Origin of the sequence: Stenotrophomonas acidaminiphila, from assembly GCA_002951995.1 — a bacterium.
Lineage (GTDB): Bacteria > Pseudomonadota > Gammaproteobacteria > Xanthomonadales > Xanthomonadaceae > Stenotrophomonas > Stenotrophomonas acidaminiphila_A.
In genome coordinates, this window is record CP019797.1 from 3,159,415 (window position 1) to 3,182,114 (window position 22,700).

General features: G+C 69.4%; 20 protein-coding genes and 1 pseudogene. 11 read left to right on the forward strand and 10 right to left on the reverse strand.

Features of this window, described 5'->3' with window-relative positions:
* Positions 1 to 36: 36 nt before the first annotated feature.
* Positions 37 to 543: a hypothetical protein gene (locus B1L07_14145; protein ID AUZ56035.1), complete on the forward strand. Its 507-nt coding sequence runs from the start codon at positions 37 to 39 to the stop codon at positions 541 to 543.
* A gap of 1 nt (position 544) precedes the next feature.
* Here B1L07_14145 and B1L07_14150 read toward each other — a convergent pair whose 3' ends face one another.
* Positions 545 to 1,840 carry a homogentisate 1,2-dioxygenase gene (locus tag B1L07_14150; GenBank protein ID AUZ56036.1) on the reverse strand — a complete coding sequence of 432 codons (1,296 nt, stop codon included), beginning with the start codon at positions 1,838 to 1,840 and terminating at the stop codon, positions 545 to 547.
* Between the two features lie 68 nt (positions 1,841 to 1,908).
* A complete protein-coding gene (locus B1L07_14155) occupies positions 1,909 to 3,024 on the reverse strand; it encodes a 4-hydroxyphenylpyruvate dioxygenase (GenBank protein ID AUZ56037.1) in 1,116 nt (371 codons plus the stop codon).
* Positions 3,025 to 3,149: 125 nt separating this feature from the next.
* Between B1L07_14155 and B1L07_14160 the strand changes: the two genes are divergently transcribed.
* Positions 3,150 to 3,644 (forward strand): MarR family transcriptional regulator, encoded by a 495-nt coding sequence (locus B1L07_14160; GenBank protein AUZ56038.1) that lies wholly within the window; start codon positions 3,150 to 3,152, stop codon positions 3,642 to 3,644.
* 96 nt (positions 3,645 to 3,740) lie between these two features.
* On the opposite strand, the gene B1L07_14165 is transcribed toward B1L07_14160, so the two are convergent.
* From B1L07_14165 to B1L07_14185, 5 genes are all read right to left on the reverse strand, one after another.
* On the reverse strand, positions 3,741 to 4,001 hold the full coding sequence (locus B1L07_14165; protein AUZ56039.1) for a hypothetical protein: 261 nt from the start codon (positions 3,999 to 4,001) through the stop codon (positions 3,741 to 3,743).
* Entirely contained in the window at positions 3,947 to 4,864 is a 918-nt protein-coding gene (locus B1L07_14170; protein ID AUZ56040.1) for a hypothetical protein, read from the reverse strand. Before B1L07_14170 ends, B1L07_14165 begins: the two co-directional genes overlap by 55 nt.
* Before the next feature lie 119 nt (positions 4,865 to 4,983).
* On the reverse strand, positions 4,984 to 5,580 hold the full coding sequence (locus B1L07_14175; GenBank protein ID AUZ56041.1) for a disulfide bond formation protein DsbD: 597 nt from the start codon (positions 5,578 to 5,580) through the stop codon (positions 4,984 to 4,986).
* 10 nt (positions 5,581 to 5,590) lie between these two features.
* Complete coding sequence (locus B1L07_14180; protein AUZ56042.1) at positions 5,591 to 7,081, reverse strand: MFS transporter; 1,491 nt, start codon at positions 7,079 to 7,081, stop codon at positions 5,591 to 5,593.
* 199 nt (positions 7,082 to 7,280) lie between these two features.
* Positions 7,281 to 8,162 carry a tryptophan 2,3-dioxygenase gene (locus B1L07_14185; GenBank protein ID AUZ56043.1) on the reverse strand — a complete coding sequence of 294 codons (882 nt, stop codon included), beginning with the start codon at positions 8,160 to 8,162 and terminating at the stop codon, positions 7,281 to 7,283.
* A 277-nt stretch (positions 8,163 to 8,439) separates the two neighbouring features.
* Between B1L07_14185 and B1L07_14190 the strand changes: the two genes are divergently transcribed.
* From B1L07_14190 to B1L07_14225, 8 genes and pseudogenes are all read left to right on the forward strand, one after another.
* Positions 8,440 to 9,528, forward strand: a complete 1,089-nt coding sequence (locus B1L07_14190) for a pyruvate dehydrogenase (acetyl-transferring) E1 component subunit alpha (GenBank protein ID AUZ56044.1) — start codon at positions 8,440 to 8,442, stop codon at positions 9,526 to 9,528.
* On the forward strand, positions 9,521 to 10,597 hold the full coding sequence (locus B1L07_14195) for an alpha-ketoacid dehydrogenase subunit beta (protein ID AUZ56045.1): 1,077 nt from the start codon (positions 9,521 to 9,523) through the stop codon (positions 10,595 to 10,597). The genes B1L07_14190 and B1L07_14195 overlap by 8 nt, the downstream gene beginning before the upstream one ends.
* Position 10,598: 1 nt before the next feature.
* Entirely contained in the window at positions 10,599 to 10,949 is a 351-nt protein-coding gene (locus B1L07_14200) for a peptide-binding protein (protein ID AUZ56046.1), read from the forward strand.
* A gap of 1 nt (position 10,950) precedes the next feature.
* Complete coding sequence (locus B1L07_14205) at positions 10,951 to 12,306, forward strand: branched-chain alpha-keto acid dehydrogenase subunit E2 (GenBank protein ID AUZ56047.1); 1,356 nt, start codon at positions 10,951 to 10,953, stop codon at positions 12,304 to 12,306.
* 207 nt (positions 12,307 to 12,513) lie between these two features.
* Positions 12,514 to 12,852, forward strand: coding sequence for a hypothetical protein (locus B1L07_14210; GenBank protein ID AUZ56048.1), 339 nt, complete (start codon positions 12,514 to 12,516; stop codon positions 12,850 to 12,852).
* 31 nt (positions 12,853 to 12,883) lie between these two features.
* Complete coding sequence (locus tag B1L07_14215; GenBank protein ID AUZ56049.1) at positions 12,884 to 13,516, forward strand: hypothetical protein; 633 nt, start codon at positions 12,884 to 12,886, stop codon at positions 13,514 to 13,516.
* Between the two features lie 30 nt (positions 13,517 to 13,546).
* Positions 13,547 to 13,932: pseudogene (locus B1L07_14220) on the forward strand (glyoxalase).
* A 52-nt stretch (positions 13,933 to 13,984) separates the two neighbouring features.
* On the forward strand, positions 13,985 to 14,743 hold the full coding sequence (locus B1L07_14225) for a 3-oxoacyl-ACP reductase (GenBank protein ID AUZ56050.1): 759 nt from the start codon (positions 13,985 to 13,987) through the stop codon (positions 14,741 to 14,743).
* Positions 14,744 to 14,769: 26 nt separating this feature from the next.
* Here B1L07_14225 and B1L07_14230 read toward each other — a convergent pair whose 3' ends face one another.
* Positions 14,770 to 15,402 (reverse strand): NAD-dependent dehydratase, encoded by a 633-nt coding sequence (locus B1L07_14230; protein AUZ56051.1) that lies wholly within the window; start codon positions 15,400 to 15,402, stop codon positions 14,770 to 14,772.
* A gap of 112 nt (positions 15,403 to 15,514) precedes the next feature.
* On the opposite strand from B1L07_14230, the gene B1L07_14235 reads away from it, so the two are divergent.
* The gene (locus B1L07_14235) at positions 15,515 to 17,065 is read left to right on the forward strand and encodes a GGDEF domain-containing protein (GenBank protein AUZ56052.1); all 1,551 of its coding nucleotides are present in this window, start codon (positions 15,515 to 15,517) and stop codon (positions 17,063 to 17,065) included.
* A 99-nt stretch (positions 17,066 to 17,164) separates the two neighbouring features.
* Here the strand turns inward: B1L07_14235 and B1L07_14240 are convergent, their stop codons facing one another.
* Together B1L07_14240 and B1L07_14245 are read right to left on the reverse strand one after the other, a co-directional pair.
* A complete protein-coding gene (locus B1L07_14240) occupies positions 17,165 to 19,915 on the reverse strand; it encodes a peptidase M16 (GenBank protein ID AUZ56053.1) in 2,751 nt (916 codons plus the stop codon).
* Positions 19,916 to 20,172: 257 nt separating this feature from the next.
* Positions 20,173 to 22,293: an ABC transporter gene (locus tag B1L07_14245; GenBank protein AUZ56054.1), complete on the reverse strand. Its 2,121-nt coding sequence runs from the start codon at positions 22,291 to 22,293 to the stop codon at positions 20,173 to 20,175.
* Positions 22,294 to 22,700 lie beyond the last annotated feature (407 nt).

Consider the following 22,700-nt stretch of genomic DNA (forward strand, 5'->3'; position numbering starts at 1 on the left):
AGGCTTGGGGCTCCGCGCCGCATCGCCCTTCCGCCCATGCAACCGCGCAAGACCGACCTCGCGCATGCCGCCCTCCAGGCCCACCGTGCCCCGCTGGACCTGCGCCAGCGCCGCGCCCTGATCCTGTGCGACGGCAAGCGCGACCTGGCCGAGCTGGTCACCCTGCTCGGTGACGACGCCCCGGCCCTGATCGCGCGGCTGCAGCGTGACGGCTACCTGCACATGGCACAGCCGGAACCGGCGCCGGCAGCCGTGCCCGACGCCGCGCCATCGGCGGCGGCACGGCGCCGCTCGCTGGTGGCCGCGCGCATCTACCTGCTGGACATGCTGGCACTGCAGCGCCACCCCGCCGCCGCGCGCCTGCACCAGCTGCTGCAGGCCACCCGCGGCGAAGACGATACCGTGCATGCGCTGCGGCTGGCGCTGGCGCAGTTGCCGGCAATGGCGTCGGACGGCTACGTCGGCCGCGTGCGCGATCGCCTGCGCGAAGTACTGCCCGAGTCTTGCCTGGCAGCGGTGCTGGACACACCGCTGCCGGCCTGAGTCACCGCGGCGGCGCGAAGTTGTCGCGCAGCCCGCTCCAGCAGGCCTGGTAGTCGCGCTGCCGGTGCGCGGCGGCGATGGCCTGCTCGGTCGGGCGGATCACGCCACGGGTCTCGAACATGAACGCCATGGTGTCGGTGATCACGTCCGGCCGCGACAGGTCGGCGGCGGAGGCCTTGTCGAACGTGGCCGCGTCCGGGCCATGGCCGGTCATGCAGTTGTGGATCGAGCAGCCGCCCGGCACGAAGCCCTCGGCCTTGGCGTCGTACGCGCCATGCACCAGGCCCATGAACTCGCTGGCGATGTTGCGGTGGAACCACGGCGGGCGGAACGTGTCCTGGGCCACCAGCCAGCGCGGCGGGAAGATCACGAAATCCAGGTTGCTGGTGCCGGGCGTGTCGCTGGGCGAATGCAACACCAGGAAAATCGACGGGTCCGGATGGTCATGGCTGATCGAGCCGATGGTGTTGAAGCGGCGCAGGTCGTAGCGGTACGGCGCGTAGTTGCCATGCCAGCCGACCACGTCCAGCGGCGAATGGCCGATGCCCGCGCGCCATAGCCGGCCCTGGAACTTGGCGACCAGTTCGAAATCGCCCTCCAGGTGCTCGTACGCGGCCACCGGCGTTTCGAAATCACGCGGGTTGGCCAGGCCGTTGCTGCCGATCGGGCCGAGGTCGGGCAGCTTCAGCAGCGCGCCGAAGTTCTCGCAGACATAGCCGCGCGCCTGCCCGTCCGGCAGCTCCACCGCGAAACGCACGCCGCGCGGGATCACCGCGATCTGCTGCGGTTCGACCTCCAGCACGCCCATCTCGGTGCGCAGCCGCAGCCGGCCCAGCTGCGGCACGACCAGCAGCTCGCCATCGGCGTTGTAGAAGTAGCGGCCGCGCATGTCGGCGTTGGCCGCGTACAGGTGGATCGCGGCGCCGGCATGCGCCTCGGGCGAGCCGTTGCCGCCCATGGTGTACAGGCCCTCGACGAAATCGGTGGGCGCCTGCGGCAGCGGCAGCGGGTTCCAGCGCAGCTGGTTGGGCGACACCGCCGCGTGGCTGAAATCGCCGTGCAGGCACGGCTGCGCGAACGGGGTGAACTCGCCGTGCATGGCCGCCGGGCGGATGCGGTACAGCCAGCTGCGGCGGTTGCTGCCGCGCGGCGCGGTGAACGCGGTGCCGGTCAGCTGCTCGGCATACAGCCCGTGGGTCACGCGCTGCGGCGAGTTGCGCCCCACCGGCAGGGTGCCGGGCACCGCCTCGGTGGCGAACTCGTTGCCGAAACCGGTCTGATAATCGTTGCTGAGCATGGAGCTGCCTGCCTGTTTGCTGTTTTCAGAGCCCTCTCCCTACCGGAGAGGGGCCTGGAGCGCTTTGCTTACAGCACGCCGCGCTTGATCTGGTCGCGCTCGATGCTCTCGAACAGCGCCTGGAAGTTGCCTTCACCGAAACCTTCGTTGCCCTTGCGCTGGATGATCTCGAAGAAGATCGGGCCGATGCAGTTCTGGGTGAAGATCTGCAGCAGCTTGCGCTGCTTGGTTTCCGGGTCGGCGTCGATCAGGATCTTGTTCCTGCGCAGGCGCGGCACGTCCTCGCCATTGTCGGGGATGCGCAGGTCGACCACGTCGAAGTAGGTGTCCGGCGTGTCCAGGAACTCGATGCCGTGCGCACGCATCGCCTCGACGGTGTCATAGATGTTGTCGGTGAAGCAGGCGATGTGCTGGATGCCCTCGCCCTTGTACGCGTCCAGGTACTCGTTGATCTGGCTCTTCGGGTCGGACGACTCGTTGAGCGGAATGCGCACGATGCCGTCCGGCGCGGTCATCGCCTTGGACACCAGGCCGGTCTTGGCGCCCTTGATGTCGAAGTAGCGGATCTCGCGGAAGTTGAACAGGCGCTCGTAGTAATCCGACCACTTCTGCATGTTGCCCAGGTACAGGTTGTGGGTCAGGTGGTCGATGAAGGTCAGGCCGAAGCCCTTCGGGTCCTGCTCGGCGCCGTCCACCGGCACGTAGTCCGCATCGTAGATGCTGCCGGCCTCGCCATAGCGGTCCACCAGGTACAGCATGCAGTCGCCGATGCCCTTGATCACCGGCGCCGGCACCGCGCGGGTGTCGGCCAGCAGTGTCACTTCCTCGGCGCCGTTGCCCAGCGCCGCGGACAGCACCTCGGCGGCCGGCTTCTGGAAGCGGATGGCGAAACCGCAGGCGCACGGGCCGTGCTTGGCGGCGAAGTCGGCGGCGAACGAATCCGGCTCCTCGTTCACCAGGAAGTTGACGCCGCCTTGACGGTAGACGGTAATAGCACGCTGCCGATGGCGGAGCACGGCAGTGAATCCCATGTTCCTGAAGTAGTCGTGCAGCCCGGCGGCCTGACCGGCCGGCGCGGCGAATTCGACGAACTCGAAACCGTCGATGCCCATCGGGTTCTCGAAGGTGGTCACCTGCATGCCCAGGTTGGGCGCGTTGGATGCGGCGTGGACGTGGGTGTTCATGGGTTGCCTCCGGAAGTGGGTCGTCGCCGCAGCCGGCGGCGCAATACAGGAAGACACGCGGCGAACGCGGGTCAGAACCGAAGGTTATAGTTTCACATGAAACCACCATCAAGGTGCACTGCAGCATGAGCGCTTCCGATTACAGCAAGTCCACCAGCATCCGTGCCTCGCACGTGCTGCTCGATCTAGAACAGTTCCTGCCCTACCGCATCAGCGTGCTGTCCAACCGGGTCAGCGGCAACATCGCGCGCCTGTACGGCGAGCGCTATGGCCTGTCGATCCCGGAATGGCGCGTGATCACCATCCTGGCGCTGTACCCCGGCTCGTCGGCGAGCGAGGTGTCCGAACGCACGGCGATGGACAAGGTCGCGGTGAGCCGCGCGGTGGCGCGCCTGCTGGAGCGCGGCTTCATCCGCCGCGAGACCCATGGCGACGACCGCCGCCGCTCGGTGCTGGCGCTGTCGGCGGCCGGTTTCGAGGTCTACGAGACCGTCGCGCCGATGGTGATGGAGATCACCCGCAAGCTGATGTCGGTGCTCACCGAAGAAGAAGAGCAGGTGCTGGAACGGCTCATCACCCGCCTGGCCGATGCCGGCCTGGCGCAGATGACCCTGGATTGAAACGCCTGGGGGTCCCTCCCGTGAAAGCGGGGCAGGCCCTGCAGGAGACGTCCCGATGCAGTCCATGCGGCGCAGGCTGCGCATCCACCGCTCTGCTCAGCTCAGGAACTTGCGGCGCGCGTAGATCCACGGCGCGGCCAGCGCGGCAATGGCGCCACCGGCGAAGCCGAGCGCCGCCGCCACCGCCGCGGCCTCGACGCGACCGGGCAGGGCCAGCGCCGCGATCAGCAGCAGTGCCGCCGGCAGGCCGATGAACGAGGCCAGGAAGAAGCGCCAGCGGGGCACCCAGGTATGCAGCTGCATCAGGCTCGCGCTGCTCCAGGCCTCGCCGGCCCGGCTGCGCTGGATCTTGTCCACCAGCCTGACCAGGTCAACCTCATGGGCCCCTTGCCAGCCCTGGCCAGGCCAAGTTCGGCATCCACCTCGACCGGATCGGGCCATTGCGCCGGCCACGCCTGTGGCGCGACGACGCCGTAGGCGGTCAACAACGGGACACTCAGCGACGGCGCCGACAGCGCGCGCAGCCTGCGGTTGTCCAGCACGCACCAGACCTGCGTGGCGCCGGCAACGCTCACCTGGTACAGCGCCAGCTGCTCCGGCGCCGGGTACGGCAACGCGGTGACCCGCGCGGCCAGCGACTCGGCCCCCATCGCACGCAGGAAGCCGACCCGGCTGCGGCCGACCTGGGCCCAGCCCAGCCCCAGCGGCCCCAGCAGCATCACCTCGGCCGCATCGGCCGCGCCCGCGGCGGCGCGTTCGTCGCTGGCCAGGAACGCACTCAGCGAACGGGGCTCGGCGACGTCATCCCTTCCCCAGCGATGCGACTGGCCCAGCAGGTACTTCAACGGCACCCGCGCGGCGACGGTCTCGCCGCGCACGCTGTCCGAGGCGAACGGCACCACCGAGGCGACGAACGCGCGCAGCTCGTTGCCCGGCACCGCGCTCCACTCGGCGGGGAACAGGCCGTCGAGCAGGCCTTCGCGGGCCAGCCGGTCGATGCGCTCCTTCTGCTCCACCAGCCGCGCCACCGCGGCCTGCAGCATGATGGTCGGCGGCACCGCCGACTGCGGCAGCCGGTAGCGCGGCGCCGGCGCATCGGCATCTGCATCGGCGGGTGGCTGCTCGTCCATCAGCGCGTCCACCGTGGGCAGGCCCGTGCCCGTCGCCCCGGCGACGGCCGGGACGCTGGTTTCGGGGGTGGCATCGGAAGGAAGCGACATCGGCAATCGGCCCCGGCGAGCAAGCGAATGCTCCCGTTAGCGGCCGCTGGCCACGGAAATGAAGTCCGGATCGAAAACGGCGCCCTGCGGCGCCGTCGCTTGCCTCGCCCGCGCCCTGCTCAGGGCGTGGCCGGCGGCGCCCATTGCTTGAGGAACGCAAAGAAGCGGGCGCGGTCGTAGCCCTTGCCCTTCTCCAGTTCGCCGGTGAACTGCGAATGCAGCAGCTGGCCCTCGGCGTCGAGCACGAACAGGTGCGGGTAGGCGGTGATGGCGGGGAAGCGCGACAGGAACGCCGCGTTCTCGTTGTCCTCGCTGTAGTTGACCTTCATCCACACGTAATGCGCGTCGCGGAAGCGGCGGATCTCCGAGTCGCCTTCCATGAAGGCGTCCATCAGGTGGCACCAGGAGCACCACTCGCCGCCCACGTCCAGCACGATCCGCTTGCCGCCGCGCTGGGCCTCGACCTTGGCCGTCTCCAGGTCGGCGACCGGGTCGCGCGCGGGGTCGAACTGCGCGTTGAGCGCGGCCACGGCGGCGATGTCCGCCGCGGCCGGGGTATTGCCCGAGGCGACCGGCTGGCTGGTATCGGCCACCGGCGCCTTCTGTTCGGAGGTATCCAGCGGCTGCACCTTCTCCGCCGGCGGTGCCGGTGGCTGCGCACAGCCCCCCAGCAGCGCCGCCAGGAGCAGGGATATTCCACCGGACATCCGCTTCATCGTTGTTTCCTCACTTCACGCCATGCATCAGCTTCTGCACCAGCGGCGCGATCAGGAACAGCAGCACGCCGGCGCCCAGCAGCGACCAGAAGCCGAAGGTATACCCCTTCAGCGCCGACTCGACGGTCATGCCGCTTTCACCGCTGACCACCGCGGCGAAGATGCCCGACAGGTTGTTGCCGATGGCGGTGGACAGGAACCAGCCGCCCATCGCCAGGCCGACGACCTTGAGCGGGGCCAGCTTGGTGGTCATCGACAGCCCGATCGGCGACAAGCACAGCTCGCCCACGGTCTGGATCACGTAGACCATGAACAGGGTCCAGAACGGGATCTTGCCGGCGTCGTCGACCAGCGAGGACAGCGCGTACATCAGCAGCAGGAAGGCCAGGCCGTTGAAGATCAGGCCCAGGCCGAACTTGCGCGGGATCGACGGGTTGGCCTTGCCCAGCGCGGTCCACAGCCACACGAAGATCGGGCCCAGCGCCAGGATGGCCACCGAGTTCACCGACTGGAACCAGCCGATCGGGAAGATCCAGCCCGCCAGGTCGCGGTCGACGATGTTCTGCGCCAGGAAGTTGAACGAGCTGCCGGCCTGTTCGAAGAACATGAAGAACAGCACGTTGAACACGAAGATGATCAGCATGGCGATGGAGCGGTCGCGCGCCACCTTGCCCTCGCGGATGCCCTCGACCAGGATCATCACGCACAGCGCGGTGAACAGCGCGCCCAGGATCCAGCCGAGGATGCCGGCGTCGATCGTCAGCAGGCCATAGGCCACCGGCACCGCGACCAGCGCGCCGACTAGCACCGCGATGGTGCGGCCAATGCCCGCCCCGGCCGGGGCCGCGCCGACGCTGCCAAGCTGGCGGCGGCCGATCCAGAACCACACCAGGCTGATCAGCATGCCGATGCCCGAGGCGATGAACACGTACTTGTAGGCCGGCATGGCCTCGGTGCCGAACAGCTTGTCGGCCAGGATGCCGGTCAGCACCGGGGCGACCAGCGCGCCGGCGTTGATGCCCATGTAGAAGATGGTGAAGCCCGAATCGCGGCGCGAATCATTGATGCCGTACAGCTGCCCGACCATGCTGGAGATGTTGGGCTTGAACAGGCCGTTGCCGGCGATGATCGTGGCCAGGCCGATGCGGAACACGCGGTCGTCGGGAATGGCGATCAGGAACAGGCCCAGCGACATCACCGCCGCGCCGATCAGGATCGAGCGCTGGTAGCCGATGATGCGGTCGGCGACGAAACCGCCGAACAGCGCCGCCGCGTAGACCAGCGCCAGATAGGCGCCGTAGAGCTTGCTGGCCCCGGCCTGGCTCTCGGCGAACTGGGCGACGATGTACAGCGCCAGCGCCCAGCGGATGCCGTAGAACGCGAAGCGTTCCCAGAACTCGGTCATGAACAGCATCCACAGCGGACGCGGGTGGCCGAGGAGGTTCTTGAACTCCGGCACGGGCGCCGGGGTGGATGCGGAATTCGGCGCGGCAGCGCTCATGCTGGGTTTCCCCCTGAGTGATTCGTTGGGCAGATGATGCAAAGGAAGTCGGCCGGAATCGGCACGACGCGCGAGGATCACCGAAGCGCCGGCTTCACGTCAAATCCACAAGCGCCGCGCCCGCGGCCCGGGCCGCGCGCGGCGGGCAGCGGCCGTGACCGCCGGCGGCCGCGCGCAACATGCTGAATACGCTGGCGTTTCAGGCGCCGGCGGGGGCCGGCCCGGTGTCGCCGCGGATGCTGGTGCGCACCTCGAACAGCTCCGGGAAGAAGGTCAGTTCCAGCGCCTGCTTGAGGAAGCCCACGCCGCTGGAGCCGCCGGTGCCGCGGCGGAAGCCGATGATCCGCATGACCGTGCGCATGTGGCGGAAGCGCCACAGCTGGAACGCCGACTCCAGGTCCACCAGGTCCTCGCACAGCGAATACTCACGCCAGTAGCGGTCGGTGTCCTGGTAGATGCGCTCGAACACCGGCCGCAGCGCCGGATCACTGACATGCGGGCGGGTCCAGTCGTGGCCGGCGTACTCCGGCGGGACCGCATGGCCGAAGCGCGCCAGGTAGCGCAGGAACTCCTCGTACAGGCTCGGCGCCTCCAGGGTCCGGCGCAGCCGCCCCTGGCCCTCCGGGTCGTAGTCGAACACCGCCAGCATGTCCGCGTTCTTGTTGCCCAGCAGGAACTCGATGCAGCGGTACTGCAGCGACTGGAACCCGGAGGCCGGGCCGAGCACGTCGCGGAAGCCCAGGTACTCGGACGGGGTCAGGGTTTCCAGCACCGACCATTGCTCGGTCAGCTGGCGCAGCACCTGCTTGCCGCGCGCCAGCACCTTGCGGCACTGCCAGACCTGGTCGCGCTGCAGGAAGCCGATGGCCGCGCGCAGTTCATGGTCGAGCAGCTTCAGCCACAGCTCCGAGGTCTGGTGCTGGATGATGAACAGCATCTCGTCGTGGTGCGCCGGGCTGGACAACGGCTGCTGCGCCGACAGCAGCCGGTCCAGGCAGAGGTAGCCGCCATAGGTGAGCCGGCCGTGCAGGTCGGTGTGGATGCCGGCTTCGAGCTCACGCTGGTTCTGTTCTACGGTCATCGGCCTTGCCATCTGCGTGGGGCGCAAAGGGTAACCCGGCCCGGGCGGCGGCCGCTGCCCGCGCAAACGGAAAGCGAACACTTGCGATTGCAACCGGCGCGACAATCGGCCGGTGGCCGCGGCGGCTGGCTGAATGCGTTGGATCCACGTGCCGCGGCGGCCGCCCATGGGCCGGCGCACGGATTTCGTGCTGCGGCGCAGGACGGCTTTTCCCGCCCGATTCCTTACCATGCGCAATTCCTATCATTTGAAACCATCTGTCCAAGGTGTTGCTGCAATGACGGTTTCCGCCCAGTTCCACATCGACTACCTGCAGTACCTGGATGCCGACGGCACCCTGGTACGCGACGACCTGCCGGCCTCGTTGCGCGATCCGCGCGCGCTGCTGCCCCTGTTCCGGCAGATGCTGGCCACCCGGGTGTTCGACACCAAGGCCGTGGCCCTGCAGCGCACCGGCAAGCTCGGCACCTTCGCCTCCTGCCTGGGCCATGAAGCGGCCCACGTCGGGATCGGCGCGGCGATGAAGCCCGGCGACGTGTTCGCCCCCAGCTACCGCGAGTACGGCGCCATGTTCATGCGCGGCGTGCGCCCGCGCGACGTGCTGATGTACTGGGGCGGCGACGAGCGCGGCAGCGATTACGACCGCGACAGCGACGCCGCGCGCGACTTCCCGATCTGCGTGCCGATCTCGACCCAGTGCCTGCACGCGGCCGGCTCGGCGCTGTCGTTCAAGCTGCAGGGCAAGCCGCAGGTGGCGGTGACCGTGTGCGGCGACGGCGGCAGCTCCAAGACCGACTTCTACGCCGCGGTGAACTCGGCCGGCGCCTACCAGCTGCCGCTGATCCTGTGCGTGGTCAACAACGGCTGGGCGATCTCGGTGCCGCGTTCGGCCCAGACCGGCGCCCAGACCCTGGCCCAGAAGGGCCTGGCCGGCGGCCTGTTCTGCCTGCAGGTGGACGGCAACGACCTGATCGCGGTGCTGGCGGCGATGGAACAGGCGCGCGAGCGTGCCCTGTCCGGCCAGGGCGGCACCGTGCTGGAGTTCCTCACCTACCGCCTGTCCGACCACACCACCGCCGACGACGCGCGCCGCTACCGCGACGACGCCGAGGTCAAGGCCGCGTGGCTGAAGGAGCCGCTGATCCGCCTGCGCAGGTACCTGACCGCGCAGGGCGTGTGGAGCGAGGAAGAGGAGAAGAACTGGATCGCCGAATGCGGCGCGCGCGTGGACGAGGAGGTCAATGCCTACCTCAACTGCCCGGTGCAGCCGGTGGAGGCCATGTTCGACTACCTGTATGCCGACCCGCCGCCGGACCTGCTGGCCCAGCGCGCCGCGGCCATTGCCCTGGAGCAGCGCCATGGATGACATCAAGCGCAGCACCGGCGTCCCGGCCGGCCACGACCTTGCCAGCGACCACGGCGCGACCGGCGCCAGCGGAGAGACCCCCATGACCGCCACCCCCATCACCCTGATCGAAGCCGTGACCCAGGCGCTGGCCTGGGAAATGGAGCACGACCCGTCGGTGCTGGTGCTGGGCGAGGACGTGGGCGTCAACGGCGGCGTGTTCCGCGCCACCGCCGGCCTGCAGCAGAAGTTCGGCGCGCAGCGCGTGCTCGACACCCCGCTGGACGAGACCACCATCGCCGGACTCACCGTCGGCCTGGCCGTGCAGGGCATGAAGCCGGTGGCCGAAGCGCAGTTCGACGGCTTCGTCTACCCGATGGTCGACCACATCATCTGCCACGCCGCGCGCATGCGTAACCGCACCCGCGGCCGCCTGCACTGCCCGATGGTGCTGCGCGTGCCGTGGGGCGGCGGCATCCGCGCGCCGGAACACCACAGCGAGGCCAACGAGGCCATCTTCACCAACGTGCCGGGCCTGCGCGTGGTGCTGCCGTCCAGCCCGCAGCGCGCCTATGGGCTGCTGCTGGCGGCGATCCGCGAGCCGGATCCGGTGATCTACATGGAGCCCAAGCGCATCTACCGCCAGTACAAGGAAGTGGTCGCCAACGACGGCGAGGCGCTGCCGCTGGACGTGTGCTTCGTGCTGCGCGACGGCACCGACGTGACCCTGGTGGCCTGGGGCGCGCAGGTCAAGGAAGCGCTGGAAGCGGCCGACAAGCTGGCCGGCGAAGGCATCAGCGCCGAGGTCATCGACGTCGCCACGCTGCGCCCGCTGGACTTCGCCACCATCGCCGAGTCGGTGGCCAAGACCGGCCGCTGCGTGATCGTGCAGGAAGCGCCCAAGACCGCCGGCTTCGGTGCCGAAATCGCCGCGCGCCTGGCCGAGGAGTCGATGTACGACCTGCTGGCGCCGGTCGAGCGCGTCACCGGCTACGACACCCACATCCCGCTGTTCCGGCTGGAAATGAAATACCTGCCGAGCGTGGAGCGGATCGTGGCGGCGGCAAGGCGCGCGGTGGCGGCCGGCTGACATGCGCGCGCGACTGCTCAACGCCTACCGCAGCCAGTACCCGGTGCCGTTGCGTTTCCACGCCGGGGAGATCGTCGAGCTCGGCGTGCGCGACGAGGAATGGCCGGACTTCGCCTGGGTGCGCACCGCCGACAACCGCGCCGGCTGGGCGCCGGTGGCGTGGCTGCGCGTGCTCGGCGACGACCGCGCCGAGGCGCTGCGCGACTACACCGCGCAGGAGCTGGACGTGGACAGCGGCGAGATGGTGCGACTGCATCACGAACACGGTGGCTGGTGGTGGGCCGAACGCGCCAATGGTGCGCTCGGCTGGCTGCCGGCACGCGACCTGGAACTACTGGAAGAAACCCCCTGAAATGAGCCAGACCAAGAACTTCAACCTGCCCGACCTGGGCGAAGGCCTGCCGGACGCGACCATCGTGGAGTGGTTCGTCAAGGAAGGCGACGTGATCAAGCTGGACGAGCCGCTGGTGTCGATGGAGACCGCCAAGGCGGTGGTGGAAGTGCCGTCGCCGGTCTCCGGCAAGGTGCTGAAGCTGGCCGGCGGCGCCGGCGACATCGTGGTGACCGGGCACATGCTGGCCCAGTTCGAGATCGATCCGAACCTGCCGCAGCGCGCCGAAGGCCAGGACACCGGCCACCACCACGGCGCACCGGCAGCGGCCGCTGCGGCGCCCGCGCCTGCCGCGGCGCCGGCACCGGCTCCCGCTGCCGCCGAACGTGCCGACGAAGGCACCGTGGTCGGGGCGATGGTCAGCTCCAACGCCGTGCACACCGAACAGGCCGTGGCCGTGGGCGGGGTCAAGGCGGTGCCGGCGGTGCGCGCGATGGCGCGCAAGCTCGGCGTGGACCTGGCGCGGGTGCGTGCCACCGGCGCCGACGGCGCGGTGACGATGAGCGACGTGAAGCAGGCCGCCGAGGCCGGCACCGCCAAGGTCGGCAGCGCGCCGGCAGCGGCACCGCAGGCGGTCCAGGCCGCCGCGCCGGCGCCGGCCGTGCGTGCCGATGCCGCGCGCACGCCGCTGTCCGCCGCCGGCAGGCCGATGCGCACCGCGCCCCCGGGCGTGGTCGCCAAGGGCCAGCCGGAGCCGCTCAAGGGCGTGCGCCGCAACATGGCGCGGGTGATGGCCGACGCGCACAGCAAGGTCGTGCCGACCACGCTGACCGACGATGCCGACATCCATGCCTGGGCACCGGGCAACGACATGACCTCGCGGCTGGTGCGCGGCATCGTCGCCGCCTGCCAGGCGGTGCCGGCGATGAACGCCTGGTTCGACGGCGACACCCTCACCCGCACCCTGCACGCGCAGGTGGACATCGGCATTGCCGTGGACACCGACGACGGCCTGTTCGTGCCGGCCCTGCGCAACGCCGACATGCTCGACGCGCGCGGCGTCCGCGAAGGCATCAACCGCCTGCGCCAGCAGGTGGAAGAGCGCAGCATCGCCCCGTCGGAACTGAGCGGCTACACCATCAGCCTGTCCAACTTCGGCATGTTCGCCGGCCGCTATGCCACCCCGGTGGTGGTGCCGCCGTGCGTGGCCATCGTCGCCGCCGGGCGCGCCCGCTTCCAGGTGACGCCGGTGATGGGCGGGGTGGAAACCCACAAGGTCATCCCGCTGTCGGTCACGTTCGACCACCGCGCCTGCACCGGCGGCGAGGCCGCGCGCTTCCTGCGCGTGCTGATCGACGATCTGGCGCGGCCGCACTGACCGCCCCCGGGCGAACGCTTTGCAGCAGAACTTGAGCCCGCAGCAATGCGGGCTTTTTTTTCGTGCTCGATGGCGACAACGCCCGCGACCGCGGCGGGCACCGCCGGCGATGCGCCCGGCCGCTCACCCTGGCGCGGCCCGCGCGGCGGGCACCACGACGCCCCGGGTCACGCTACGATGCGCGCATCGCACAGGACAGGCGTGACCATGACCCATTGGATCTGTAGCCGCTGCAGGGAAAGCAACGAAGACACGTTCGAGCAGTGCTGGAACTGCGGCACCCGCGTCGATGGCAGCGCGGACCCGGACTTCCGCCCCGACAACGCCGATCCGGCGGCCCGGCCGCCGCGCCTGATCGATTGCCTGCGCTGCCCCGGCATGCCGATGGTGTTCGCCGGACGCAAGCGCTTCCACGAGGGCTCCCAGGCGCTGCCGTTCCTGCTCGGCAACCTCGGCGAACTGCTGGTGAACCGCGAGGCGTTCGACCTGCATGCCTGCCCGTCCTGCGGCAAGGTCGAGCTGTTCCTGGCCAGCGCAGCGCGCTGATCCGGCCTCCGGCACCCGCCCCGCGACCGCCATGTCCCACCCGCGCCGGATCGTGCCGCTGTTGGTGCTCGCCTACCTCGGCATGCTGTTCGGCGGCGCGCTGCTCAAGCCCGGTTATTCGCACATGGCCCAGTACATCAGCGAACTGGGCGCCAGCGGCAGCGCGCATGCGCGGCTGATCAGCCTGGCCGGCTTCGTTCCGGTGGGCCTGCTCGCCGCCTGGCTGCTGCTGGCCTGCGCGCGGCTGGCGCCGGTCCGTGGCGCCAGCCGGCTCGGCTACTGGCTGCTGATGTGCGAACCACTGGCCTGGATCGGCTCGGCGCTGGCGCCCTGCGACCCCGGCTGCCCGGCGACCGGCAGTCTCGACCAGCAACTGCACACCCTGCTGGGCATGCTCACCTACAGCGGAACCGCGTTGGGCCTGCTGCTGTTGGCCACCGCGCCACGACTGCCGGCCCGCATCCGCCTGCTGTGGGCCGGGCTGGCGGCCACCTGGCTGCTGTTGTTCGTGCTGATGGCCCTGCCCGAACTGCAGGCCTGGCGCGGGCTGCTGCAACGGCTGGCCGAATGGCTGGTCTATGGCGTGCTGTGCGGCGCCGCGTGGCGGCTCGGTGGGCCGGCGCGGGCCACTGCCGCCACGCGCCCGCCCATGGCAGGGGCGTAAGCTCGCGGTTCCCACCGCAGGAGCACGCGCATGGCCCATCGCAGCCGCCTGGCCGGCTTCATCATCGACTGCCAGGACACCGACGCCGGCACCGCCGCCCGCTTCTGGAGCGCGGCGCTGGGGCTGGCACCGCGCCCCCCGAGACCGACACCGACGGCGCGCAGTACGCCGGACTGGCCGGCGCCCCCGGTGGCCTGCACGTGGAAGTGCAGCGCGTCAGCCATCCCCCGCGCGTGCACCTGGACATCGAAGCGGACGACATCGATGCCGAAGCCGACCGGCTGGAAGCGCTGGGCGCGCGCCGCATCGGCTTGGTCAAGCGCTGGTGGGTGATGGAAGCGCCGACCGGCCACCGTTTCTGCGTGGTGCGCATGCAGCACCCCGACAACGGGCAGCCGGCCACGACCTGGCCGTGAACCGCGGCCTTTGCGGCGACAATACCCACCGGTTCCCGCGGAAGACGCCACGATGACGGTTCACCCACTGCGCGATGCCCGCGTCCTGATCGCCGGCGGCAGCCGTGGCATCGGCCTGGCCATCGCCACCGCGTTCGCGCGGCACGGCGCGCGCCTGGGCCTGTGCGCACGCGGCGACGACGGCCTGCAGCGCACACGGGAAGCACTCCAGGCCACTGCCGCCCACGTCCACGTGCACGCCTGCGACCTGGCCGACCCGGCACAGATCGAAGCCTGGATCGAGGCCGCCGCCGCCGCGCTCGGCGGCATCGACATCGTGGTCAACAATGCCTCCGGGTTCGGCAACGGCAACGACGACGCCAGCTGGCAGGCCGGCTTCGACATCGACCTGATGGCCGCGGTGCGCAGCAACCGCTTGGCGCTGCCATACCTGCGGCGCAGCACGATGCCGGCCATCCTCAACGTCAGCTCGATCAACGCGCGCGTGCCGACCCCGCGCGCGACCGCCTACTCCACCGCGAAGGCCGCGCTGGACTACTACACCGTCACCTTGGCCACCGAGCTGGCGCGCGAGCGCATCCGCGTCAACGCCATCGCCCCCGGCTCGATCCTGTTCCCCGGCGGCCTGTGGGACCAGCGCCGCACCTCCGAACCGGCGCTGTACGCCAGCGTCCGCGACCGGATCCCGTTCGGTGGCTTCGGCGCCGCCGAAGACGTGGCGGCGGCCGCGGTGTTCCTGTGCTCGCCCGCCGCCCGCTGGATCACCGGGCAGGTGCTGGCGGTGGATGGCGGCCAGTCGCTGCCGGCCTGAGCGCGGCCGCTCCCGGCGCGCGGCGGCTATGCCAGCTGCGCCGAGCCGATCACCCGCACCCCCGGCGCCGGCGCCAGCGCCGCCTCCACCAGCGCCGCGGCGATGCGCCCGGCCGGGTTGATGCGCCATGCGCGCGGCAGTACCGGCCCCAGCGCACCCAGCACCCGCGCCGCCGCCTGCTCGCCCGGGCGTGGCTCGGAGCGCGCGCCGCCGATCAACCCCGGCCGCACCAGCGCCAGCGACGCGAACCCCAGTGCGCGCAGGTCGCGCTCCAGTTCGCCTTTGACCCGGTTGTAGAAGAACGCCGAACGCGGGTTGGCGCCCATCGCCGAATTCAGTGCGAACACCGTGCAGCCGTGCATCTTCACCGCGCGGGCGATGGCCAGCGGGTAGCCATGGTCGATGCGCGCGAACGCCTGCCGCGAGCCGGCCTGCTTCAGGGTCGAGCCCAGCGTGCAGACCGCCGCATTCGCCTGCCACCACGGCGCCTGCAGCGGCAGCACGTCGAAATCCAGCAACGGGGCGGACAGCCGTGGATGCTGCAGCGGCAACGGCCGCCGCACCGGTGCCACCACCGCCGTGCAGCGGGTATCGGCCAGCAGCCGCTGCAGCACCTGAGACCCCACCAGGCCGGTCGCTCCGGCCAGCAGTACGCGCATCCCGCTCCTCCTCTGCCCGGCGGTTCAAGCCGGCATCCGCCTCGCCGATAATGGGGGACATCGATCCCCCGCCCGCGGCCCGTCCGCACAGCCCGTCCGGAACCGCCTCGCGATGGCCGACAGCACCGACATTCCGCCCTCCAAGCCTGCCGGACTGGGACGCATCCTGTCACGCCGCCAGGTCATGGCCGGCGCCCCGGCGGCGGCCGCGCCGGCGCCGAAAGCCGCCGCGCACGGCCACGGCACGACGCCGCTGCAGCGGATCTTCGGCCACGCCCACGCGCCCGATGCGCTGCTGCACGCGTTCGCCCAGGGCATGTCCAGCCTGCCCGGGGAGCTCGGCGATCTCGGGCGGCTGCTGCAGAGCGCCTACGACGGCCAGGAATGGGAACGCTACGGCCGCCTGCTGCGCCAGCTGATCGACAAGTACATCCGCACCATCGACCTGGAACCGGCGCAGGCCGGCAACAGCGAAGCCGAGCGGCTGCGCGACATGCTGCGCAACACCCTCGGCGCGGTGCTGTCCAGCCTGCTGCAGCAGGCGCCGGAACTGGAGACCCAGGCCCGGCGCATGGGCGAGGAACTGCGCGGCTGGCAATCCGGGCAGTCGCTGGAACCGGTGGAACAGCACCTGCGCGAGCTGTGCCACCAGGTGGGCGTGCGCAACGATGTCCTGCACGAGCAGCACGACCTGCTGCTCAACCTGTTCGACCTGTTGCTGCACAACATCGCCGAGCTGATCGACGGCGGCAGCTGGCTGCATGGCCAGATCGGCAACGTGCGGCAGGTGCTGGCCGGGCCGCTGGACCGCACTTCGCTGGAACGCACCCGCAACGACCTGCGCGAGGTGATCTACCGCCAGGGCGTGCTGCGCCAGGGCATCGAGGAATCCAAGGCGGCGATGAAGGACCTGATGGTCGACTTCGTCGAGCAGGTCGAAGGCATGGCCTCGGAAACCGGCGATTACCACGACCGCATCGCCAGCTACGCGGTGGCGGTGCGCCAGGCGCGCAGCCTGGCCGACCTGGGCCAGCTGCTGCAGAACGTACTGCAGGACACCGCGCGCGTTCAGGCGCAGGCGCTGCGCGCACGCGACCGCCTGGCCAGCGCGCGCGCCGAGGCGCTGGCCGCCGAACAGCGGGTGCAGCAGCTCGAGCGCGAACTGGAGGAAGCCGGCAGCCAGCTGCGCACCGACCCGCTGACCGGCGCGCTGAACCGGCGGGGCCTGCAGGACGTCCTGGCCGAAGCGATGGGCGGCGCGCAGCCACTGCTCAGCATCGCGATGCTGGACCTGGACCACTTCAGCCGCACCAACGCCGACCATGGCCACGCCGGTGGCGACCATGCGCTGCGCCACCTGGTGGCGACCGCGCAGACCCGCCTGGGCAGCCACGGCCAGGTCGCCCGCCTCGGCGGCGATGAGTTCGTGCTGGTCCTGCCCGGCATGCCCCAGGACCAGGCCGACGCGCAGCTGCGGCGGCTGCAGGAAGCGCTGGCCCACCGCCCGTTCCAGCACGAGGGCCAGCGCGTGCACGTGCGCTTCAGCGCCGGCGTCGCGCAATGGCGCCCGGGCGAATCCGCCGACGCCCTGCTGCAGCGCGCCGACCGCGCGCTCTACGCGGCCAAGCAGGCCGGCCGCGACCGGGTCGGCAACGCCGATTGACCCTGCCGCCGGCGCGGACCGCGGCCCCGCGGACGCGCTTCCATCGATACGACCGGGGCGGCACGTGGCCGCCCCGGCATCCCTTTGCCTGAAGCGGCGTTACTTGAAGTCGCCGGCCACGAACACGCTCAGGCTCTCCGGCTTGAGGTGCTTGCGGATGGCGGCATTGACCTGCTCGACCGTCAGCGCCTGGTAGGCCGCGTCGCGCTCGATCACGAACGCCATCGTGCGGTCGTAATCGAGCAGGCCCTGCAGCAGGCCGGCCACCGCGGCATCGCTGGCGCGCGACTGTTCGCGCTGCACGATGCGCGCGGCCACCGCATCGCGCACTTCCTGCGCGGTCACCCCGTCGGCCACCAGCCGTGCCAGCTCCTCGCGCAATGCGGTCTCGACCTTGCCCATGTTCTGCGGCGCGGCGATGGCCTGCACGGTAAGGCTGCCGTTGTCGTCGCGGCCGACGCGGCTGTCGTCCGCGCGCAGGCCGGCGCTCACGCCGTAGCTCAGGCCTTCGCGCTGGCGGATGCGGTCGGCCAGGCGCGACTTAAGCGGATCGCCGCCCAGGATGTCCACGGCGATGCTCAGCGCCGGCATGTCGGCGTCGGCCACGTTGAGCGACAGGTTCTGCCGCGCCAGCAGCACCGCGTTGGGCTTGTCCGGCGTGGTGAAGCTCTCGCGGTGCGCGGCACGCGGCTGGTAGCGGGTGGCGATGGGCGCGTAAGGCACCGGCGACTTCCAGCCGGCGAACAGTTCCTGCAGCTGCGCCTTCACCGCGTCGGGATCGAAGTCGCCCACCACGCTGATCTGACCGCTGGCGGTCCCGTAGAAGTCGCGGTGCCAGGCGCGCAGGTCGTCCAGCTTCAACGCCTTGAGTTTGGCCAGGGACTCGTCCAGCGAATCGGCGTGCAGCGGATGGCCCGCCGGCCACGGATCGAAGTACCTCGCCATCGCCATCGACGCCTGCATGCCCGGCTCCTTGCGCTGCGCCTCGATCCCGGTGATGGCCTGTAGCCGCAGCTGCTCGAACTGGTCCTGCGGGAAGTCCGGCTGGCGCAGCACCTGCGCGGCCAGTGCCAGCGCCTCGGCCAGGGTTTCGCGCTTGCCGCTCAGGCGGATCTGCGCGCCCTGCAGGTTGCCGCCGATGGACGCCTCGGTCTTGAGCGCGTCGAAGCGGGCGACGAGCTGTTCGTAGCTCTGCCCCGCCGCGCCGCGCAGCAGCATCGACCCCACCCACTGCGCGGCGGTGTCGCGCCCGGTCACGGCCTGTTCGTTGCCGAACTCGAAACTGGCGTTGACGGTGACCGTCTGCCCGCGCGTCCGGCGCGGCAGCAGCGACACCTTCAGGCCCTCGCCCAGGGTGAACGTCTGCGTGCGCGCGGCGATATTCTGCGGCGTCGCCTCGAACGTTTCGCCCGCCTCCACCGCCGCCCGGCCGGTGTAACCGTCGACCACGCTGGCGATCGCCGGCGCGGCGGGAATCTCGGCGCGATCCGGCGCATCGGTGGGCACGAACCGGCCGAGCGTGCGGTTGCTCGGCTTCAGGTATGCCGCCGCCACCCGGTTGACGTCCGCGGCGGTCACCTTGGCGATGGCGTCGCGGTGCACGAACAGCAGGCGCCAGTCGCCGGCCGCTTGGTACTCCGACAGCGCCATTGCCACCGCGTTGACGTTGTTGAGCAGGTTTTCCTGCTCGTTGGCGATGCGCTGCTTGGCCGCCTCCACTTCCTCCCCGGTCACCGGCCGGGCCGCGATGGCTTCGGCCTGCCGCAGCAGCTCGGCTTCGGCCTTGGCCGCGTCGCCGTCCTTGGGCAGCACCGCGATCACGTTGAACAGCCCCGGATCGCGCATGCTCCCGCTGCCGGCTCCCGCGCCCGCCGCCAGCTTGGTTTCCACCAGCGCCTTGTGCAAGCGCCCGCTGGGCGTATGCCCGAGCACATTGCCCAGCACCGCCAGCGCCGCGCTGTCGGCCTGCACCAGCGCCGGCACGTGGTAGGTGGTGGCCACCAGCGACAGGTCGCCGCTGCGGCGCACCGTCACCTCGCGCTCGCCGTCCTGGGTCGGCTCGACGGTATGGAACGCCGGCAGCACGCGCGCCGGCTTCTTCAGCGGCCCGAAATGCGCGGCCACGCGCGCCAGCGTGGTGTCGGCGTCGATGCGGCCGGCCACGATCAGCAGCGCGTTGTCCGGCTGGTACCAGGTGCGGTAGAACGCCTGCAGGTTGCCGATCGGCACGTTCTCCACGTCCGATCGCGCGCCGATGGGTAGGTTGGCGTAGTTGTGCCAGTCGTAGGCGACCGAACGCATGCGCTTCATCAGCACGCCTGCAGGATTGTTGTCGCCGGCTTCCATCTCGTTGCGGACGACGGTCATCTCGCTGTCCAGGTCGGCCTTGGCGACCCTGGAATTGACCATGCGGTCCGCTTCCAGCGCCAACAGCCAGTCCAGCGTGTCGTCGTTGGCCGGGAACGAGGCGAAGTAATTGGTGCGGTCCAGCGAGGTGGTGGCGTTCTTGTTCACCCCGCGCTGCTGCATCTCGCCGGGGATGTCCGGATGCGTCGGCGTGCCCTTGAACAGCAGATGCTCCAGCAGGTGCGCCATGCCGGTCTCACCGTAGTTCTCCTGCATCGAACCCACGCCGTAGACCAGGTTGACGGTGACGGTGGGCTTGCTCGCATCCGGGAACAGCAGCACCCGCAGTCCATTGGGCAGGCGGTACTCGCAGATCCCCTCGACGCACGGCCCGGCCGTCACGGCGCGCGGCAGCGTCGCCGACTCGCCCTTGGCGTATACCGCCGGCATCAACGCAAACGAAAGTGCCACGCCCAGGGCGCAGGAAGACAGTTTCAGCATCATTTCCCCTTGTCTGATGATCGACACGACACGCCGGCCCGTACACCGCCGGCATTCACTGCAAGGCGCGCATGCGCCGCAAACCTGACGATTTGAGCCGGAACGCGCGCGGGCGCGCAACTGTCGAAACTGACAGCATCGCCCCAGGTCGTCCCTCGCCTGCCCCAACGGCATGCGCACGCATCGCAATCCGGCCGCCACCATTGCGGGCAGGCATGTGTATATGAGGCATCGTCATCTTCATGCACGGATGCGCCCTGCTACACCGGCATCGCTACTGCTTCGGCTTCCACCGCCTCCGCGCTCCGCGGAGCCTGCGGACGCAGCTCCTGCACGATCCTTCCCTGCTCCATCACCAGCACGCGATCAGCGCTGGCGATGGTTTCCGGGCGATGGGCGACGATCACGCGTGTGACGTCCAGCCGCCGGATCGCCGCATTCACCAACTGCTCGTTGCCCACGTCCAGGTGGCTGGTCGCCTCGTCCAGGAACAGCAGCTTCGGCTGCCGGTACAGCGCGCGCGCCAGGATGATGCGCTGCTTCTGCCCACCCGAGAGCGAGCTGCCCATGTCGCCGATCAGGCCGTGGTAGCCCATCGGCATCGCGGCGATATCGTCGTGCACCGCCGCCAGCCGCGCCGCCTGCTCGACCCGCTCAAGATCGAACTCGGGGTCGAAGAAGCCGATGTTGTCGGCAATGCTGCCGGCGAACAGTTGATCGTCCTGCATCACCGCGCCGACGATGGCGCGCACGTTGCGCGCGCCGAGCTTGTGCAGGTCGTGGCCGCCGACGTGAACGCTGCCTTCGCTGGGCTTGAGCAGGCCCAGCAGCAGCTTGACCAGCGTGGTCTTGCCGCACCCGGACGCACCGATGATCGCCACCGACTCGCCCGGCGCGATACTGAAACTGCAGTCACGCAGCACCCACGGCTCGCCCTCGGCATAGCGGAAGGACAGGTTGCGCACCTCGATGCGCACGTCCTGTGGCGGCAGCGCCTCCGGCACAGCATGGTCGTCCTCCGGCGGCGTCAGCACGATATCGGCCAGGCGCTCGCCGTGCAGGCGCAGCATGCGGAACTCCACCCACTTGTCGATCAGCGCGCTCATGCGCCCCGCGAACTGGTCCTTGTAGGCCAGGTAGGCGATCAACATGCCCACCGAGAACACATTGCCCAGCGCCAGCACCGCGCCGATCCAGATCACCGCAATGCGCTCGATGCCGAACACCAGCTGGCTGGCGCCGTTGAAGCCCAGCCCGAGGTGGGCCAGTCGCACTTCCTTGTTGACGGTCTCCACCATCAGGTTGTCGTAGGTGCTGCGCCGCCGCGATTCCTCGCCGGCGACCTTCACGCTCTGCATGCCACGCAGCGATTCCAGCAGGTGGGTCTGCTGCTTCGCTGCAGCCACAAGCTGCTGCTCGGTTCCTTCGCGCAGCGGACGGTAGGCCAGCGCACGAATGCCGGCATACAAGGCCACCGCCAGCAGCGTCACCAACGCCAGCTTCCAGCTGTAGACCAGCATCAGCCCCAAAGTGACCACGGCCATCAGACCGTCAATCAGGGCTTCTACGAAGCTGGTGGTCAGCGTGCGCTGGATGGCCTGCACCGACGACAGGCGCGACGTCACGTCGCCCAAGTGGCGCTTCTCGAAGAAGTCCAGCGGCAGCTTGAGCAGATGCGCGAACACATTGCCCATCCACTGCAGCCCCAGGCGCGACGACAGATGCACCACCGCCACGCCGCGCAGCAGGCCGATGCCAATCTGCAGCAGCAACGCCAGGCCGAAGCCCAACCCCAGTACGGTAAGCAGGTCGCGGTCGGCCGACACCAGCACCTGGTCCACCACCCACTGCATGAAGAACGGTGCCAAGACCACGAACACCTGCAAGGCCACCGACAGCAGCAGGATCTGCCCCAGCGCGCCCCACAGACCCCGCATCGGGCCGGTCAACTGTCGCGCGGTGATCGCTGGCACCGCCTTCTGCGGCTTGAACCCCGTGCTCGGCGACAGTTCCAGCGCCACGCCGGTGAAATGTTCGGAAACCTCGGCCAGCGACAACACCCGCTCGCCGATGGCCGGGTCGAGAATCGTGACCTTGCTGCGGCCGACTTTGGCCAGCACCACGAAGTGGTTCAGATCCCAATGCAGGATGCAGGGCAGTTTCAGCTTGCCCAGATCCTCCATATCCAGTCGCAGCGGACGGGTGGAGAAGCCCAGTTGCTGGGCGATCTGGATCAGATGCGAAAGCTTGGCGCCCTTGAGCGATAGCGGGAAGCGGCGGCGCAGCTGCGGCAAACCGATATGGAGGCCGTGGGCGGAAGCAGCCATTGCCAGAGAGGCCAAGCCGCATTCGGCGGACTCGGATTGGAGGATTTGTTTCAACCTTCATGCCCTATCAATGCGTAATAGCAAGCCTTGATCCGTCCTGCCGCAGATCCGGCAATTTCAAGCCCACCGCCTGCTTGCACAAAATCCAGGGCATGCCCAGGAAATCACCTTCCCTTGCGCCTCCTTAAATCCATAAAACTGAACAACATCAAACAAAGAAAAATTCCAGCCCCCATAGAAATAAATGCCTCTGCATTAACCCGCCCACCAATCCTGAAAAATGCAACAACAAAAACAAAGAAAGAAAATATCATCAATACGAGCCTTCCCATATTTATTCTCCAAATCAACCATCAGGACCAACAAAGGGCGCCAAATAGACTTTGGCGCCCGTCAGACCTATTTTAGATTAGCTTCGCATGCGGCCTGCTTATCCATCAAAGACTTCTGGAAAGCCAACA